Annotated in this window: 14 protein-coding genes and 1 pseudogene; 7 read left to right on the top strand and 8 right to left on the bottom strand. The window is 62.9% G+C overall.

All coding sequences use genetic code 11. The features are described 5' to 3' along the window. Positions 1 to 51: 51 nt before the first annotated feature. Positions 52 to 2,139 carry a molybdopterin-containing oxidoreductase family protein gene (locus tag AC07OO_RS14800; protein ID WP_495082859.1) on the bottom strand — a complete coding sequence of 696 codons (2,088 nt, stop codon included), beginning with the start codon at positions 2,137 to 2,139 and terminating at the stop codon, positions 52 to 54. Positions 2,140 to 2,200: 61 nt separating this feature from the next. Here AC07OO_RS14800 and AC07OO_RS14795 point away from each other — a divergent pair, with 61 nt between their 5' ends. Both AC07OO_RS14795 and AC07OO_RS14790 read left to right on the top strand, forming a co-directional pair. Continuing rightward, positions 2,201 to 3,385, top strand: coding sequence for a M20 aminoacylase family protein (locus AC07OO_RS14795; RefSeq protein WP_495082858.1), 1,185 nt, complete (start codon positions 2,201 to 2,203; stop codon positions 3,383 to 3,385). 62 nt (positions 3,386 to 3,447) lie between these two features. Continuing rightward, entirely contained in the window at positions 3,448 to 4,056 is a 609-nt protein-coding gene (locus AC07OO_RS14790) for a hypothetical protein (RefSeq protein WP_495082857.1), read from the top strand. A gap of 87 nt (positions 4,057 to 4,143) precedes the next feature. Here the strand turns inward: AC07OO_RS14790 and AC07OO_RS14785 are convergent, their stop codons facing one another. From AC07OO_RS14785 to AC07OO_RS14770, 4 genes and pseudogenes are all read right to left on the bottom strand, one after another. After that, entirely contained in the window at positions 4,144 to 4,911 is a 768-nt protein-coding gene (locus AC07OO_RS14785; RefSeq protein ID WP_495082856.1) for a type III pantothenate kinase, read from the bottom strand. A gap of 9 nt (positions 4,912 to 4,920) precedes the next feature. After that, on the bottom strand, positions 4,921 to 5,370 hold the full coding sequence (locus tag AC07OO_RS14780; protein WP_495083355.1) for a rhodanese-like domain-containing protein: 450 nt from the start codon (positions 5,368 to 5,370) through the stop codon (positions 4,921 to 4,923). Positions 5,371 to 5,580: 210 nt separating this feature from the next. Next, positions 5,581 to 6,033 (bottom strand): annotated as a pseudogene (locus AC07OO_RS14775) (MBL fold metallo-hydrolase); the annotation flags it as partial. 193 nt (positions 6,034 to 6,226) lie between these two features. Beyond that, complete coding sequence (locus AC07OO_RS14770; RefSeq protein ID WP_495082855.1) at positions 6,227 to 6,835, bottom strand: chalcone isomerase family protein; 609 nt, start codon at positions 6,833 to 6,835, stop codon at positions 6,227 to 6,229. Positions 6,836 to 7,215: 380 nt separating this feature from the next. Between AC07OO_RS14770 and icmF the strand changes: the two genes are divergently transcribed. From icmF to AC07OO_RS14750, 4 genes are all read left to right on the top strand, one after another. Beyond that, a complete protein-coding gene (gene icmF, locus AC07OO_RS14765) occupies positions 7,216 to 10,512 on the top strand; it encodes a fused isobutyryl-CoA mutase/GTPase IcmF (protein ID WP_495082854.1) in 3,297 nt (1,098 codons plus the stop codon). 353 nt (positions 10,513 to 10,865) lie between these two features. Continuing rightward, positions 10,866 to 11,510 (top strand): hypothetical protein, encoded by a 645-nt coding sequence (locus AC07OO_RS14760; RefSeq protein WP_495082853.1) that lies wholly within the window; start codon positions 10,866 to 10,868, stop codon positions 11,508 to 11,510. Then, entirely contained in the window at positions 11,507 to 12,439 is a 933-nt protein-coding gene (locus tag AC07OO_RS14755; RefSeq protein ID WP_495082852.1) for a hypothetical protein, read from the top strand. The genes AC07OO_RS14760 and AC07OO_RS14755 overlap by 4 nt, the downstream gene beginning before the upstream one ends. Before the next feature lie 37 nt (positions 12,440 to 12,476). Continuing rightward, positions 12,477 to 13,763, top strand: a complete 1,287-nt coding sequence (locus AC07OO_RS14750; protein ID WP_495082851.1) for a retroviral-like aspartic protease family protein — start codon at positions 12,477 to 12,479, stop codon at positions 13,761 to 13,763. An 85-nt stretch (positions 13,764 to 13,848) separates the two neighbouring features. Here the strand turns inward: AC07OO_RS14750 and AC07OO_RS14745 are convergent, their stop codons facing one another. The 3 genes from AC07OO_RS14745 to AC07OO_RS14735 are packed head-to-tail and all read right to left on the bottom strand — an operon-like array spanning position 13,849 to position 16,058. Beyond that, positions 13,849 to 14,631 (bottom strand): substrate-binding periplasmic protein, encoded by a 783-nt coding sequence (locus AC07OO_RS14745; RefSeq protein WP_495082850.1) that lies wholly within the window; start codon positions 14,629 to 14,631, stop codon positions 13,849 to 13,851. A gap of 54 nt (positions 14,632 to 14,685) precedes the next feature. Further along, positions 14,686 to 15,645, bottom strand: a complete 960-nt coding sequence (locus tag AC07OO_RS14740) for a sugar kinase (protein WP_495082849.1) — start codon at positions 15,643 to 15,645, stop codon at positions 14,686 to 14,688. Between the two features lie 20 nt (positions 15,646 to 15,665). Beyond that, positions 15,666 to 16,058, bottom strand: coding sequence for a RidA family protein (locus tag AC07OO_RS14735; RefSeq protein WP_495082848.1), 393 nt, complete (start codon positions 16,056 to 16,058; stop codon positions 15,666 to 15,668). Between the two features lie 156 nt (positions 16,059 to 16,214). Between AC07OO_RS14735 and AC07OO_RS14730 the strand changes: the two genes are divergently transcribed. Next, positions 16,215 to 17,714, top strand: a complete 1,500-nt coding sequence (locus tag AC07OO_RS14730; RefSeq protein ID WP_495083354.1) for an ABC transporter substrate-binding protein — start codon at positions 16,215 to 16,217, stop codon at positions 17,712 to 17,714. Positions 17,715 to 17,730: the final 16 nt, after the last annotated feature.

Raw genomic sequence — 17,730 nt, 5'->3', positions numbered from 1 at the left:
TAAAGTCCTAAATTGATAGCGACATGTGCAGATTTGACGAGGGCTACCGGCCTATTTGGCCAAAGCCACTTCCACCAGACAGTCGTAAAAGGTGGGTCCCTTGCCCATGTCCGTGAGCTTCTGGTTGGTCAGCTGGTTGACATTGGTGCCCGTCAGCCCCAGCTTGCGCCACCACACGCCCAGCCCGTTGACCACGCCGGGGCGTGCGCGGGCCGAAACCTTGGCCTTGCAGTGGTACTCGCCGCGCTGGTTGAAGACGCGCACCACATCGCCACTCTGGATGGCGCGGGCCTGGGCGTCGTCGGCGTGGATTTCCAGGATGGGCTCGCCCTCGATGTCGCGCAGGCTTTTGACATTGACGAAGGTGGAGTTCAAAAAATTGCGCGCCGGTGGCGAGATCATGGCCAGCGGGTAGTGGGCCGAGCTGCCGGGCGCCTCGTGGTTGGGGATATAGGCCGGCAACGGGTCCAGGCCCTGGGCCTGCAGCCGTGCACTGAAAAATTCGCAGCGGCCCGAAGGGGTGGGGAAGCCGCCCTGGGCAAACGGGGCCTCGGCCACGGGCAGCGTGGCAAAGCCCTGGCGCAGCAGCAGTTCAAAGTCGATGGTCGGCCCATAGGCGGCGCGGCACAGCTCTTCATCGCTGTCGGCAAAGCAGGGCTCGGTAAAGCCCATGCGTGCCGCCAGTTCGCGGAAGATTTGCGTGTTGGGTTTGGCCTCACCCACGGGCGCCACGGCGGGGCGGTTCAGCAGCGCGTCGGTGTGGCCGTAGCTCAGGTGCACGTCCCAGTGCTCCAGTTGGGTGGTGGCCGGCAGGATGTAGTCGGCATAGTCGGCGGTGTCGGTTTGGAAATGCTCCAGCACCACGGTGAACACGTCTTCACGGGCAAAGCCCTGGACCACCTTGGACGACTCCGGCGCCACGGCCACTGGGTTGCTGTTGTAGACGATGACGGCCGCGATTGCCGGGCCAAACTCGGGCGATGCGGGGCGCAGCAGGTCGTCGCCGATGGTGGACATATTGATGGTGCGGGGCGTGCGGCCGGCCAGCAGGTCGGGCCTTTGCAGCGCGGCCTTGTCCACCGGGAACATGCCCGAACTGGACAGCAACACACCGCCGGCCCGGTGCCGCCAGGCGCCAATCAGCGCCGGCAGGCAGGCAATGGCGCGCACCGCGTTGCCACCGCCATGCACACGCTGCAGGCCGTAGTTCATGCGGATGGCGGCTGGCTCGCCGCGCTGGAAGCAGCCACCGTAGTCGCGTGCCAGCTCGCGGATCTGCTCAGCATCCACGCCGCAGATGGCGGCCGCGCGCTCGGGTGTCCATTCCAGGGCGCGGGCGCGCAGGGCATCCCAGCCCAGCGTGTACTGGGCGATGTAGTCATGGTCCAGCCAGTCGTGGGCGATCAGCTCGTGCATGACGGCCAGGGCCAGCGCCGCGTCGGTGCCCGGGCGTAGCGCGATGTGGGTGTGGCATTTGTCCGCGGTCTCGCTCTTGCGTGGGTCTATGCAGACCAGCTTGGCGCCATTGCGCTTGGCCACCTGGGCATAGCGCCAGAAATGCAGGTTGCTGGCGATGGAGTTGCTACCCCAGATGATGATGAGCTTGGATTCGGCAAAGAACTCCACCCGCATGCCCACCTTGCCACCCAGCGTCTGGGTGACGCCCTCGCCGCCGGCCGTGGCGCAAATCGTACGGTCCAGAAAGGCCGCGCCCAGCTTGTTGAAAAAGCGGGCCGCCATGCTCTCGGCCTGCACCAGACCCATGGTGCCGGCATAGCTATAGGGTTGTATGGCCTGGGCGCCATCGGGGCCTTGGGCGGCAATTACCGACAAGCGGCTGGCGATGTCGCTCAGCGCCGCATCCCACGTCACCCGTTCGAACTGGCCTGAGCCCTTGGGGCCGGTGCGCTTGAGCGGGTGCAAGATACGCTCGGGGTGGTAGGTGCGCTCGGTGTAGCGCGAGACCTTGGTGCACAGCGCGCCATCGGTATGGGGGTGGGCCGGGTTGCCATGTACTTTGGTGGCCACGCCGTCTTGCACCGTCGTGACCAGGGAACAGGTGTCGGGGCAGTCGTGGGGGCAGGCGCCCAACACATCGTGGGCCGGATGGATAGCGATGGAAGTGGTTGAATCGTGCATGGCCGCCATCGTAAAGCCTGCGGCGTAATAATGTGCTTTTCGCCCCAACAATACGACTGATATGAAGCTTATTCCCGAACTGGTTGCCGCCGCGCCCGCCATCGGCGCCATCCGCCGCGATATCCACGCACATCCCGAGCTGTGCTTTGAGGAAAAGCGCACGGCCGATGTAGTGGCCGCCCAGTTGACGGCCTGGGGCATTCCTATTCACCGCGGCATGGGAACGACCGGCGTGGTGGGTATCGTCAAGGCCGGTACGTCGAGTCGGGCCATCGGTCTGCGGGCCGACATGGACGCCCTGCCCATGCAGGAGTTCAACACCTTTGCCCACGCCAGCCAGCATGCAGGCAAGATGCACGCCTGTGGCCACGACGGCCACACGGCCATGCTGTTGGCGGCGGCCCAGCAGTTTGCCAAACAGGCCAATTTCGACGGTACGGTGTACCTGATCTTCCAACCGGCCGAGGAGGGCGGTGGCGGCGCCCGCGAAATGATCAAGGACGGCCTGTTCGAACAGTTCCCGATGGAGGCCGTGTTCGGTATGCACAACTGGCCGGGCTCCGAGGTCGGTAAATTCGGCGTCAGCGCCGGGCCGGTCATGGCCTCCAGCAACGAATTCAAGATCACGATACGCGGCAAGGGCGGCCACGCAGCCATGCCGCACAACGGCCTGGACCCGGTGCCCGTGGCCTGCCAGATGGTGCAGGCCTTCCAGACCATCATCAGCCGCAACAAGAAACCCATCGACGCGGGTGTGATCTCGGTGACGATGATCCACGCCGGCGAGGCAACGAACGTGATCCCGGACAGCTGCGAACTGCAGGGCACGGTGCGCACTTTCAGCATCGAGGTGCTGGACATGATCGAGCAGCGCATGGGCGAGATCGCCCAACACACGGCCGCGGCCTTCGGCATGGAGTGCACGTTCGAGTTCGTGCGCAACTACCCGCCCACCATCAATTCGGCCAAGGAGGCAGAGTTTGCCCGCAAGGTCATGGCCAGCATCGTCGGCGAAGACAATGTGGGCGCGCAGGAACCCACAATGGGTGCCGAAGACTTTGCCTATATGCTGATGGCCAAACCCGGCTGCTACGCCTTCATCGCCAATGGCGATGGCGCCCATCGCGAGATGGGCCATGGCGGCGGTCCTTGCATGCTGCACAACCCCAGCTATGATTTCAATGACAGCCTGATTCCGCTGGGTGCCACCTACTGGGTCAAGCTGGCCGAGGCCTGGTTGGCCTAGCGATTGACATCGCGACAAACTCAGTATGATTCGGACTTATCCAGTGCAAAGGGACCCATGCCGTGACGAGTTGGAGTGAACTGACTTCCCGCGAAAGACCAGGGGATCTGCCTGAAGCCATCCAGCGGCAAATTTCTCCTGGTGTGGTGCGTTACGTCTTTATCCACGACGATCTGGAGGTCGATGACCCCGCCGTGGACTCCACCGGTCGGTTTTTTGTATCCCCCCGCGAATACGGATTCACGATCCGTGGCTTCAAGGGTGGCAAGACCGCCTGGGCGCGGGACTTTGCCAACGGCACCATGCTGGTTGTCAATACCGAGGGCCTGTCCCACGTGCTATCGCCCAAGGTGCCGGCGCGCATCCTGTTTGTGGGTGAAGGCGGTGTGGTTCTGCAGGACACCGGCGCCGTGCAGCGCGTGGCCGAACGGATACCCGACCTCACCACGGTACGCCTGACCATCAATGCCACGTTTGACCTGCATGGCGAAAGCCCCGAAGTAGCCCGCACGCTGCTGATGCGCATGGTGGACCGGGCCTTGCTGGCCGGTCCGCGCGAGGGCGAGTCCGAGGCCACCATCGTGGACCACATGTTCGAATCCAGTTCTGTGGTCGGTGTGGAACGTCGCCGCGCCACCGATACCGACTTCTCCCAGCTTCTGGATATCTAGGTTTCGCCGCTGGGCCGCCCCGAGGCGAAACGCGGCCCTCTTGGGGGGCAGGGAGCTACACGCAGTGAGCGACCGTGGGGGGCATCTTCAGCTCGGAAACCGCACGGCCGCCAGCTGCAGCAGCCCGTCAAAAATCAGGTTGTCCACCAGCTCAAAAGGTACGGACATATGGGGCGCCATCTTCCAACCTGCGCCGCCCGTCATCACGCACATCGGCTCGGCCCCGCAATGGGCGCGCACATGCTGCACCATGCGCTCCACGGCGCCCGCAATGGCATAGGTACCGCCACTGGTTAGTGCGTCGCTGGTATTGGTGGGAAACAGGCTGACCTCGCCAGTGGGTACGTGCAAGCCAGCCGTGCCGGACTCCAATGCGCGCAGCATGATGCCGTGGCCGGGCAAGATCAAACCGCCCAAAAATTTGCCGCTGGCGTCCACGGCCTCCACCGTGACCGCCGTGCCCACCATGACCACCACCATGGGTCGGGGCGCGCCCTGGGCCAGCATGCGGTGGTAGGCGCCTATCATCGCAATCCAGCGGTCCGAGCCCAGGCGCGTGGGGTGGTCATAGCCATTGCGCAGGCCAGCCTCACTGTCGCTGGCTACGACCCACTGCGGACTTACGTCCCACAGTTCCATCTGCTCCTGCAGGCGGCGTTTGACGGCGTCGGCCGCCACCACGCAGCCCAGGATGTGGTGGGGCGCGGTGAGGCCACGCCAGGCACCTTCGGACAGCTTGTCAATGTTCTCCAGAAACTCCGCACCCTGGGCCAGCAAGGCGGCGTCGGGGCGGGGGGATGCGTACTGTGCCCATTTGAGCCGCGTATTGCCAATATCCAGCGCGAGAAAGGTCATGGTGCAGGATTATCCTTGGCGCCACGGCAGGCCACGCAGGCGCCAGCCACCCTTCTTGCCCCGCTGGGCGTGGGTGTCGGGATCGCCCTCAAAACCTTCCAGGATGTTGTAGGCCTCCAGGCCCAACTCGGTTGCACGTTTGGCGGCCGCCACGGAGCGCACACCACTGCGGCACAGCAGCACGACTTTCTTGCCCGCGGGAACCGCCGCGCGCAGGCCCTCGTCAAAACCCGGGTTCATGGCCATGCCCGGCCATTGCTTCCAGGCCAGGGCGACCGCGCCAGGCACAAAGCCCACCCATTCGCGCTCTGCGTCGGTGCGGACGTCGACCAGCACCGCTTCGCCGGATTGCCACCAGTTGTAGGCCTGGGTAGGGGGCACGTCCCCGGCATAACCGGCGGCAGTGCGGGGTGCGGTGGCGCCACCGCCGTCCGCGTCGTGACGTACGCCCGAGCTCAGGTTGGCGGGCACCGCTTCTTCCATGCGTTTGGGCTTGGGCAGGTTCAAGCCTGCCATGACGGCGGTGAATTCTTCCAGCGTGCGGCCGGCCACGCGTACATTGCAGTTGCGCTCGGTGGAGATGGTGGAGTGGGTACGGCCCTGGTAGTCGTGCCCCGGCCACACGGTGGTCTCGTCGGGCAGCTTGAACAGCACCTCGGTCAGCGAGTGGTACAGCGCTTCGGCGCTGCCCGACTGGAAATCGGTGCGGCCGCAGCCGTTGATCAGTAGTGTGTCGCCGGTGAACACATGGTCGCGCCACACAAAGCTCATGCTGCCCGCGGTGTGGCCGGGGGTGTGCAGGGCCAACAGCGTTTCGCGGCCAAAGCGCAGCAGGTCGCCGTCAACCATTTGCAGGGCCGCGGTACTGATGCCACAGGCCTGGGGGGCCGCCGTCTGGGCGCCAGTGTGCTCAGCCAGCAGGTGGGCGCTGGTGATGTGGTCGGCGTGGGTGTGGGTCTCGACCGTCCAGCGCAGCTTCAACCCATATTGGCGCAAGAGCGCCAGGTCGCGCTCCACCTGGGTGTCTACGGGGTCGATGATGACGGCGTCACGGCTGATCTCATCGAAGACGACGTAGGTATAGGTGCTGGACACGGTGTCGAAAAGTTGTAGCGGTTGCATGGCAGGGTTCCAAATGGGCGGCGAACCTCTTGTTCGCCCATGGGACTGCCACTGTAATGCAATTCAAAACACCGCTGTCTACGGACGATGGGGCGCCCTGCTACGCTCCGTGCCCCCCGCCCGCTGCGCGGGCTCCTCCTTAACCTGCGCGTAGCAGAGCACCCCATCGTCCAGTCTGTCACAAGCTTTGGCTCTAGATCGACTGACCCAAGAGCGCGCTCTTGAGGCCGGGGTCGGCTGGATGCTCGCCCAGCCAGATGCCCATCATGACCTTGAACATGCGGGGGTTGGCAAAGGTCTGCGAGATCGGCGTGGGGTGTGCGCTGCTGCGTATCGTCAGCGTGGTGCCGGTCACAGGGTGGGCGTCGATTTGGAAGCTGTCGCCGGGGGCCAGCTTGCCTTGCTCACTGAGCAGCACGCCGATATCGAAGATCTCCGACACCAGGGTCACCAAGTCGTCGTCGCTGGCATTGGCCACCAGGCCCTGGCTCAGCAGATCGGCCATTTGCGCGGTGCTGACCTCATGCAACATGGTCATGCGGAACTGGGTGGCGCCGCTGCCTTGCAGCACCTCACTGGCATTGGCGGTTTTGTGTTCCAGGAACAGGTCGGCCTTGTACAGGCCGGACGCAGCATCGCTGCGCACACCGGCGCCATTGAGTTGCAGTGGGGCGCTTGCAGCCTGCGCCGCGGAGGAGGCCGGCGCATCGACTGCGCGGGCCGGCAGCTGGGCGGCGCCCAGTGCGGCGGCGAAGCAATAGGTGGCTGCAGCAACGCGGTTTTTCCAAGAAGTCGTTTTCATAAGTGCCTTTCATGCATGCAACAAGCAAGATCGCTTATCAAAACTCTAGCAAGCAAGATGCCTGAAATTTAGAGTGGCCTATTAGCTGCGCGGTGCCGGTTGGGCTCTCTTGCACCAGGGCTGAACGGGGACCGCTGGCAACCTGTCGTCCAAATGTGAAAAAAGTCACATCCGTGCACCAAGGCTTGCGCAAAATGACGCAGGCAAGGCTGTGAACTGCTTTTTTCGCACCACCGTGGGTGGAGAGCTACACCTAGGGGCTGGTCCAGGGAATGTCGCGGCCAAGCGACAGGCAAAATCGTTTACAGTTGACGTTTACGTAAACGTCAACTGCGCCACGCCACTTCCTCGATAGGCCCAGTGATTCAGGAGCAAGCCCCATGTCCGATCTGTCCGCCGAAGCCAAAGCCCTGGCCAACTACCGCCCCACGCACAAGGTGCGGTTTGTGACCGCCGCCAGCCTGTTCGACGGGCACGACGCCGCCATCAACATCATGCGCCGCATCCTGCAGGGCATGGGTGCCGAGGTCATCCACCTGGGGCACAACCGCAGCGTGGACGAGGTCGTCACCGCCGCACTGCAAGAGGATGCACAGGGCATTGCCATCAGCTCCTACCAGGGTGGCCATGTCGAATATTTCAAGTACATGGTGGATCTGCTCAAACAGCGCGGCGGCGCCCACATCCAGGTGTTTGGCGGCGGCGGCGGCGTTATCGTGCCCAGCGAGATTGCCGAGCTGCAAGGCTATGGCGTGACCCGCATCTACAGCCCCGAAGACGGCCAGCGCATGGGGCTGGCCGGCATGATCGGCGAGATGGTCATGCGCTGTGACAAGGACCTGACAGGCTTTGCTCCAGTCGACTTGGAAGCCGTGCAGGGTCATACCACCGCGTCGTGGCGCGCGCTGGCGCAACTGATCACCGGGCTGGAAGCACTTGGAGAAAAGCACCCGCTAAGCCCCGTCATTCGGACACAGGCTGCTACAAAAAAAATACCAGTACTGGGTATCACCGGCACCGGCGGCGCCGGCAAGTCCTCGCTGACCGACGAGCTGATCCGCCGCCTGCGCCTGGATTTGGGCGACGCCTTGCGCATCGCCGTCATCTCCATCGACCCATCGCGCCGCAAGAGTGGCGGCGCGCTGTTAGGCGACCGCATCCGCATGAACGCCATCAGCCCGTGGCAGAACGGCGAGCGTATCTTCATGCGCTCCCTGGCCACACGCGACTTCGGCTCCGAAATCAGCCAGGCATTGCCCGATGTGATTGCCGCCTGCAAGGTGGCGGGTTTTGACGCCATCGTTGTCGAAACCTCGGGCATCGGCCAGGGTGACGCGGCCATCGTGCCGCTGGTGGACGTGCCCATGTACGTGATGACGCCAGAGTTTGGCGCGGCCAGCCAGTTGGAAAAGATCGACATGCTGGACTTTGCCGAGTTTGTGGCCATCAACAAGTTCGACCGCAAGGGCGCCAGCGACGCGCTGCGCGATGTCTCCAAGCAGGTGCAGCGCAACAAGGAGGCCTGGACGACCGCGCCGGACCAGATGCCGGTGTTCGGCACCATGGCCGCACGCTTCAACGACGACGGCGTCACTGCGCTGTACCAGGCGCTGCTGCCGCGCATGCAGGAACTGGGTTTGTCGGTGGCCGCCACGGGTGTGCTGCCCAAGGTGGGTGTGCGCCACAGCAGCAACCAGACCCCCATCGTGCCCGCGGCGCGTACGCGCTACCTGGCCGAGATCACCGACACCGTGCGCGGCTACAAGCTGCGGGCACGGGACCAGGCCCGCCTGGCGCGCGAGGTCCAGCAACTGCGCGAGAGCGGCCGCATGCTGCAAGAGGCCAACCCGGACAAGCGCGGCGCCGTGGCTGCGGTGGGTGATCTGGCCACGCAGCGCGAGGAGCGCATGGGTGTTGCCGAACGCAAGCTGGTCGCCCAGTGGCCCGAAATGCAAAAGGCCTATGCCGGCGACGAATACGTCGTCAAGATCCGTGACAAGGAAATCCGCACGGCACTGACCACCAAGTCTTTGAGCGGCACGACGATACGCAAGGTGGCCTTGCCCACCTACGAGGACCACGGAGAAATTTTGAAGTGGCTGATGTTGGACAACGTGCCCGGCAGCTACCCCTACACGGCCGGCACCTTCGCCTTCAAGCGCGAGGGTGAAGACCCGACCCGCATGTTCGCCGGTGAGGGCGATGCCTTCCGCACCAACACCCGTTTCAAGCTGCTCTCCAGCGGCATGGCAGCCAAGCGCCTGTCCACTGCGTTCGACTCGGTCACGCTGTACGGCAACGACCCCGACCCGCGCCCCGACATCTACGGCAAGGTCGGCAACAGCGGCGTGTCCATCGCCACGCTGGACGACATGAAGGTGCTGTATGGCGGCTTCGACCTCTGCAACCCCAGCACCTCGGTCTCGATGACCATCAATGGCCCGGCGCCATCGATCCTGGCCATGTTCATGAACACGGCCATCGACCAGAACATCGACAAATTCAAGACCGACAACGGCCGCGAGCCGACCGACACCGAGGCCGCCAAGATCAAGGAATGGGTACTGGCGAATGTGCGCGGCACCGTGCAGGCCGACATCCTGAAGGAAGACCAGGGCCAGAACACCTGCATCTTCTCCACCGAGTTCTCGCTGAAGGTCATGGGCGACATAGCCGAGTATTTTGTGCACCACAACGTGCGCAATTTCTACAGCGTGTCCATCAGCGGATACCACATCGCAGAGGCCGGTGCCAACCCCATCAGCCAGCTGGCGTTCACGCTGTCCAACGGTTTCACGCTGGTCGAAGCGTATCTCGCGCGTGGCATGCACATCGACGACTTCGCGCCCAATTTGTCCTTCTTTTTCAGCAACGGCATGGACCCCGAGTACACGGTCATGGGCCGCGTGGCGCGCCGCATCTGGGCCGTGGCGATGAAAGAGAAATACGGCGCCAACGAACGCAGCCAGAAGCTGAAGTACCACATCCAAACCAGCGGCCGCAGCCTGCACGCACAAGAGATCCAGTTCAACGACATCCGCACCACGCTGCAGGCGCTGATTGCGATTTACGACAACTGCAACAGCCTGCACACCAACGCGTTTGACGAGGCCATCACCACGCCGACGGAAGACTCCGTGCGCCGCGCCATGGCCATCCAGCTCATCATCAACCGCGAGTGGGGCCTGGCCAAGAACGAAAACCCCAACCAGGGTGCCTTCATCATCGAAGAACTGACCGAACTGGTCGAAGAGGCCGTGCTGTCCGAGTTCAACGCGATTGCTGACCGTGGCGGCGTGCTGGGCGCGATGGAGACCGGATACCAGCGCGGCAAGATCCAGGACGAATCCATGCACTACGAGATGCTGAAGCACACCGGCGAGCTGCCCATCATCGGCGTCAACACCTTCCGCAACCCGCATGGCGACCAGGTCATGGACAAGCTGGAACTGGCCCGCTCGACCGACGAGGAAAAGCAGAGCCAGCTCAAGCGCCTGGCCGACTTCCACGCCACACACGCTGCGGAGTCGCCCGCGGTGCTGAAGCGTTTGCAGCAGGCCGTCATCGACAATAAGAACGTGTTCGAGGTGCTGATGGATGCGGTGCGCGTCTGCTCGCTGGGGCAGATCACGAATGCGCTGTTTGAGGTGGGAGGGCAGTACCGGCGCAGCATGTAGGTTCGACTGCACTCCCTAATTCGGGTGCTAGCCCTCGCCAAATGGTGATATCTAGCTATTAATTTCGAAGTATTTAAGGCTCGCCTAGGGGATTTCCCGGGGCGACGCCTCTATATACTAGATTGGCCTGAACAGCACCTTGCCTTGTGTAAGAGTTTGTTTCGGGCGATACGCCATATGCACGTCCAGTGCACTCCAGAAATTACAGGGATATGAAAAATATGAACATCCGCTTCGGATTGGTCCTCGCTGCCTTTGCAGTCCTCGTCAGTGGCTGTGCCACCGTTAGACAAACACCGGTTGCTTTGACCAAAAATGCGGTGGACGCAGAAGCGGGTCGTATCGGCGTAGCCATGACGGCACTCCCCAAAATCGATACCTATCTGCCGGGTGCTGGTTGCTTGCTGTGCCTGGCGGTGGCCAGTGGCATGAACTCCAAGTTGACAGCCCACGCGGCGACGTTGGCCCATGAAGATCTGCCAAATCTGAAGAATGATGTGGCCAACCTGCTGCGCAAGAGTGGGGCCTCGGTCAAGGTAATCGAAGAGACGCTCGACATTTCGGCCCTGCCGGATGCCGCCGTCAAAGGCATCAACCTCGCCGGCAAGGACTTCTCCAGCCTGAAGACCAAGCACCAGATAGACAAACTCTTGGTGATCAACGTCAATATGATTGGCTTTGAGCGTACCTACTCGGGCTACGTGCCAACCAGCGATCCCAAGAGCTTGTTTGAGGGGCTTGGCTACATCGTCAACCTGAAGACCAATACCTACGACTGGTACATGCCTGTTCGTATTACCAAGAGCGCGGACCAGGCATGGGACGAGCCTCCGAAGTACCCCGGGCTGACCAACGCCTATTACCAATCGTTGGAAATGGGTAAAGACCAGTTCCTGCAGCCGTTTGCTGCTGACACGAAAGCCGCAACCAAGGTTGCTCTGGTTCCTGCCGAGGCGGCTGTGCCCAGCGCAGTGCCGAAACAGCAGTCCACGCAATGATCCACCGCCCCCTCGCCAAGGGGCTGATCGGGTGCTTGTGGTTGGGTGTGGTGTTGTCAACACCGACGTGGGCGGTAGCCGATGAAGCCGTCGCTGCCGCTCCCACCGCGATTGCACCCAAGGCCGAAGCCACCAGTTGGAGTCTGCGGTTGCCCACCGACGGCAAAGTGAATTACCGCGGGGTGGTCGGCTTTGACAAGGCTGGCACTGGCAACGCCGGCATGCTGTATCCGGCGCCCAATGCCGTCGGATTGCTGGTCGCCGTGCTGACCCACGGGGTGATGGTGGAGTCGGCCAAAAACGCGCAAAAAGACAAGATGCAGGCCGACGCAAACCAGGTGCTGACGCCTTACCAGGACATTCTCAACAACTTTGAGGCCCGTGAATTGATGCGTCTGGCGTTGGCGAAGGCCTCCGCTGGTACCTCTGGCAGGCTCATCGAACCGAACGAAGATCCCGGGCGGGACATGGTGGTGCAGAGTGTCCCCGTCTTCTCCATGACCCAAGACCAGAAGGCGATTGTTCTGGACAACGCGATTGGCATTTGGGCGCCAGGATCGGCCGCTACCAGTCCGGCGTACCAGAGCACTATCCGCGTGGTCTCCGACGCCAAAGACCTTGATGAACCGAGCACACACTGGATTGCCAACAATGGTGAGCGGTTGAAAGCAGAGAGTGCAAAGCTGTTGGCCGAGTCATTGGGCATGGCCATGCAGGACATCGCAGCCGATGCCAAGACGCAATCCGCTCCGTATAAGACGGTTCGCTACCGTGAAGGCTCAGTGGAAAAAATGGAGCGAGCACAAGTCGTCAGCACGCGTTGTGATCGCCTCCTGATTCGAACCCTGCGCGGCTTGCTGATGTCCGTGCCGACGGTGCAGACATCGGCAGATGCATGTGTGGCTGTGGCGAGTGGGTCGCCGCAGTAGGCCAATCCCGTTGAGTTGAAGCAGGAGAGGGGAACGCATGGATGCATCCGAGCCGCGACAGGAGCCCGCGCTCCATGAGCTCCGCCTGACCGACGCGCATGTATCGGAGCCCACGTTTCTTCGCGATGCGCGGCTGCGCGAGCGCAAAGCCAGTTTGCCGCTATGGATCGTGGCCAGCATCGTTGCCCTGGTCTCCATCGGCTTCAATCTGGTGTTCCATTTGCCGCGCAATGCGTCGCTTTCTACGGCAATAGGTACGGCGCTGGGAAGCTTGTTGGTGCCGGGTCTGATTGTGCTTATTTCATCCGTCTGGAACCACGGCAACGGGCAGTACAAGAACGTAAAAGTCTTCGCGATTGCCAGCCTTGCCTTGCTTGCATTGAACGCAGTTGGCACGTTGACGGCGCGTGGAGATGCCCAGCGGTGGTTGAACAAGGGAAGCATGCACGCCGATGACTTCAAGGCCCTGGCGATCAAGTGCGCATCGCGCAGAGATCTGCCCTGCCAAGAGGCCAATTGGCGTGACTACGTCGCACTGCGGCCAGACGACGCCCCGGGCGCTGCAAATCTGGGCATCGTGCTGAACCAGTCGGGCCAGAACGAAGAGGCCGCCGTCTATTTGAAGAAAGCGATTGACTTGGGGGCGGGAACCTACGACCTGTTCGCCTACTTTGCAGACACGCAAGAGAAGCTGGGGGCGACCAGTGAGGCCGTTGAGTGGTCCTACAAAGCCTTGTCTGTTGTGCCAACCCTGGTCGATGTTCGGGGCTCTTTGGCGCGCCTGCTCGTCAAGCAGGGCCGGCCCTATGAGGCGCTCTCTCTGCTGCAAAGCTACGACAACCAGCTGGAGGCCCGCGGTCAGCGGCCCTACTTTGCCGCACAGCGCATTTCTATCGAGACGGTCATTGAACAGGGCCATGCGGGCAAGCCCACCGAGCGGCAGTCCCTCCGTCTTCCCGCGTTTGCCGGGCACTTCTTCGCGCCCGTGGCCATGGGCACCGGCAAGCCCAGGCCCTTCATGGTTGATACCGGCGCCAGCGTGACGAGCCTGGGTGAGGCCATGCTGCGCGAGTCGGCGGTCAGCTACCACGTAAGCCAACCGCAGGTGAAGATGACAACCGCTGATGGGCGGAAAGTCGTAGCCCAGGGGATCGTTATCGACACGCTCAAGCTGGGGCCATTCGAATTGAAGAACGTATCCGCAGTGGTTTGCCCTGGCTGCGTTCCCTTGCTGGGCCAGACCGCATTGGCGAATTTCGACATGCAAACGTCGCGGACCCAGGGCGTAGACTTTTTGTTGCTCACACGGCGGGGTGGGCAATAGTGAGCGCTTTCAACTTGATAGCTGCCTAAGCATATTTCACGGGGGCTACGCGGGCAAATGTCGTGGGCTGTTGTGTTGGAGACGCCTACTTGAACTCGCGCAGCAGGGCCTTGTATTTCGCCGATTCGCGCACCCGCGCGATGGTCAACCAGATCAGCCGGGCATGGGCCTCATGCTCCGCATAGAAGCCGCGGGAGAAGACCAGAAAGTAGGGCTTCTCGACCAGCGCGGGTTCTACGCGCTCCATGCGGGCAGCGAATTCCGGGTTGCGGGCCAGCAACGTGTCACCGGCCTGGGATTGCAGGGCCACGGCCACCACGCGACCCCGTAGCAGCTTCTGCAGGTTGGTGACCGCTTGGCGGGTGCCATCGTCCACGGTGGCACCCAAACCGCGGAGCTGTGTGACCACCGAGAAGCCAGTTTGTGCGCCGACAACACCGTCGGCAACCAGCCGCTTGCCATCCCACTCCACCGCGCCGCCCTTGAGACGGAACAGGCTGTAGTGGTCTGTCAACAGGCGCTTGTCCACATCCGGTCGTTCGCCAACCATGGGGTATATCGCGCCTTCGGTAGCGCGCTCGGCGCTGTAGCTGGCTTTGAAGGCGGCGTCGACGTGGCCCGCGTAGAGGTCGGACAGGCAGCGCTTCCACGGCTTGGCCTCGATGACAAACGTGCCGCCCACCGACTTTTCCACCATGCGCATCAGATGGATCACCAGACCCGGACGGTCGCTGTACTGCCAGGGTGGGGATTCATCGTCGCCGGTGCAAATCTGCAGAGTCGGCGCATCTTTGGTCCGTGCCGCCGCACCCTGGGTGCATGCGCAACACAGGGCGAGCAGGCAAGGGATCAAAAATGGGTGCCGCATGGTTAGCAGTATTGCACGCCGATATCTTCAGCGCACGCACTACGTGCACCATCGTCATCGGCCCGACAGGGCCAGCAGGGCGAGAACCTGCGCCGACGTCGGCAGCGGTGCGACCGCGCCGTGTCCCTGCACGGCAATGGCGGCCGCGGCATTCGCATAGCGTGTGGCGGTGAACAGGTCGTCACCCTGGGTCCAGCGGGCCAGCAGGTTGCCGCAAAAGCAGTCCCCGGCGCCTGTGGCATCAACCACATGGACGCGGTAGCTGGCCACGTGCTCGCGCCGCTCGCCGTTGCTGACCAATGCACCATCGCCTCCCAGCTTGAGCACTACCTGGCCTGCGCCGCGCTGGTGGCTCCAATCCACGATTGCGTGGGGATCAGACAGGCCGGTCAGGGTCTGCATGTCCTCCAGGCTGGGCAGGAACACATCGCACAGCGCCACGGCCAGGGGGATGGCGGCTTGTGCCTCCTGCAAAGACCACAGCTTCAGGCGCAGGTTGGAGTCGAAGGACACCAGGGTCTGTGCCGCCTTGGCCGCCTGCAGGGCTGCCATCACGGTGCGGCAGGCGTCCTTGGAGATGGCCAGCGAGATGCCGGACACATGCAGAACCTTGGCGCGTGCAATGGTGCTGTGCACGGCCTCTTGCGCCAGCCACTCCGGCGTCATGCGGCTGGCGGCCGAGCCGGCGCGCAGGTAGCTGAACGCATGGCCTTGCGCGCCGTGCGTCACCCAGTAGACGCCGGTATGTACCAGCGCGTCGCGCTCCACCGCGGTGCTGTCGACGCCTTCGGCGGCCCACAGTTGCGACAACTGCTCGCCAAACAAGTCATTGCCCAGCCGGGTCAGGTAGGCGGTTTTGGCGCCAGCCCGCGCGGCGGCAATCACGGCATTGCTGGTATCGCCACCAAAGCCTTGCAGGTAGTGTGGCTCGCCGGGTCGGGTCTGGTTGAACTCCACCATGGCCTCGCCCAGCGCGACGACGTCCAGGGTCTTGGCATGCGGTGCGCTTTGCATGGACGGGTGCATGGGTGGGCTTAAGCGCGGGGCTTGTAGGCGGTGACGTCGATCTCCACCTTGGCGTCGATCATCAGCCGCGATTCCACGGTAGAGCGGGCTGGGCGGTGGTCGCCAAAGCACTCCATGTAGACGCGGTTGAAGCTGCCGAAGTCGCGCGCGTCATCCAACCACACGCTGACCTTGGCCACATCGGCCAGGGTGCAGCCGGCCAGCGCCAAGGCCTGTTCCACGCGCTTGAAGACTTGGCGAGTCTGGGCCTCGATGCCCCCGACAATCACCTGCCCTTGGTCGTCGGTCGGGACCTGGCCCGATACAAAAACAAAGTCCCCGGCCCGCACGGCAGGCGACAGGGGACGGGCTTGGCGGTCGGATGCCAAGGGGGATTGGCCCAAGAGTTCGAGATGCGACATAAGTACTCCTTGTGTAATGAATTTACAAAAATAAAAGAATAAAACGGTTTGACAAACCAAAAAAGCTAATTTAGCATCCGTAAATGTAATGTTATTACTTTTGGAGGCAAGATGCAATTCACATCTCGGTTCGCGGGTTTTGCGCTGGCAGTGACCATGGCCTGTGGCGGCCCTGCCGTTTGGGCTGCGACGCCCGCCAAGGGTGGCGCGGCCAATCTGGCGATGGTGGGAGAGCCCCAGGGCCTGGACCCCATGACCAGCACCGCCGATCTGGTGGGCACCATCATGCAGCACGTGTTTGAGCCGCTCTACACCTTCGACGCCAAGTGGAGCATCGCGCCCATGCTGGCCGAGGGCATGCCCAGCGTCTCCAAGGATGGCATGACCTACGGCATCACGTTACGCAAGGGCGTCATGCTGCACAACGGCCGCGAGCTGCAGGCCGATGATGTCGTGGCCTCGTTGAACCGCTGGATGGAGCTGTCCCCACGCGGCAAGGCCGTGGCCAAGGTTGTGGCAACACTTACCACCAAGGGCCCCTACCAGGTGGAGCTGGTGCTCAACACGCCCTACGCTCCCTTGCTGGCGCAACTGGCCCTGCCCAGCGGCATGGCAGCCATCATGGCCAAGGAAAGCATTGCGCCGCAGTTGAAGGATTTCATTGGCACCGGCCCCTACAAGCTCAAGGAGCGCAAGCCCGACCAGTTCACGGTGCTGGTGCGCCACGATGGTTATTCCGCCCGTAAGGAAGCCCCCAACGGCTACGCCGGCCGGCGCGAGGCCCTGTTGGATGAGTTGCGCTTTGTGCCGGTGCCCAATGCCAATACCCGCGTAGAGGGCGCCCTGTCGGGCCAATTCCAGTACGCGGACCTGCTGCCGGTCGAGGCGGCCAGCCGCGTGGAGAAGGCCGGTGCGGCGGTGGTGCCCATCGTCACGCAAAACTTCGGTTTCCCCTACATCGTGTTCAACACCAAGGAAGGCGTGCTGAATTCGCAGGCCATGCGCCGTGCGGTGCAAACGGCGGTGGGCACCGGTGAAATGCTGGCAGCCGCCTTTGGCGACAACCGCTTCTTTGCCGTCGAGCCCAACTTCTTCCCCAAGGGCACGCCCTACTATGCAGTGGCGGGCGCGGAGCGCTACAACGAGCGCAACGCGGCCCTGGCCAAGGAGCGCGCGGCCAAGGCCGGCTACAACGGCCAGCCGGTGCGCATCATGGCCAGCCGGCAGTATGAGTTCCACTACAACATGGCCCTGGTGCTGGCCGAACAGCTGAAGAAAGCCGGCTTCAAGACCGAGCTGCAGGTGGTGGATTGGGCCACGCTGGTGCAGCGGCGCAATGACTCCAAGCTGTGGGACGTGTACTTCACCCACTCCGGCCTGTTCCCAGAGCCCATGCTGTCGCCACCCCAACTGGGTGACGGCGCCCCCGGCTGGTGGGAAACCCCCACCAAGAAGGCCACGCTGAAGGCCTTCAACCAGGAGACCAATCTGGCCAAGCGCGGGCCGCTATGGGGCGCCGTGCAGCAGGCGGTGTATGACGAAGTGCCTTTCATCGAGGTCGGCAAGTTCAACGCACTGTCCGCACGCTCGGCCAAGCTGGAGGGCTACACGCCATCGGTGTGGCCCTTCTTCTGGAACACCGGCTTGGCCAAATAAATACAAACGGGGACAA

The sequence above is a fragment of the Rhodoferax sp. GW821-FHT07G04 genome (assembly GCF_059418585.1).
The sequence above is the reverse complement of the archived record's forward strand: the minus strand, read 5'-3'. Positions and strand labels throughout refer to the sequence as shown.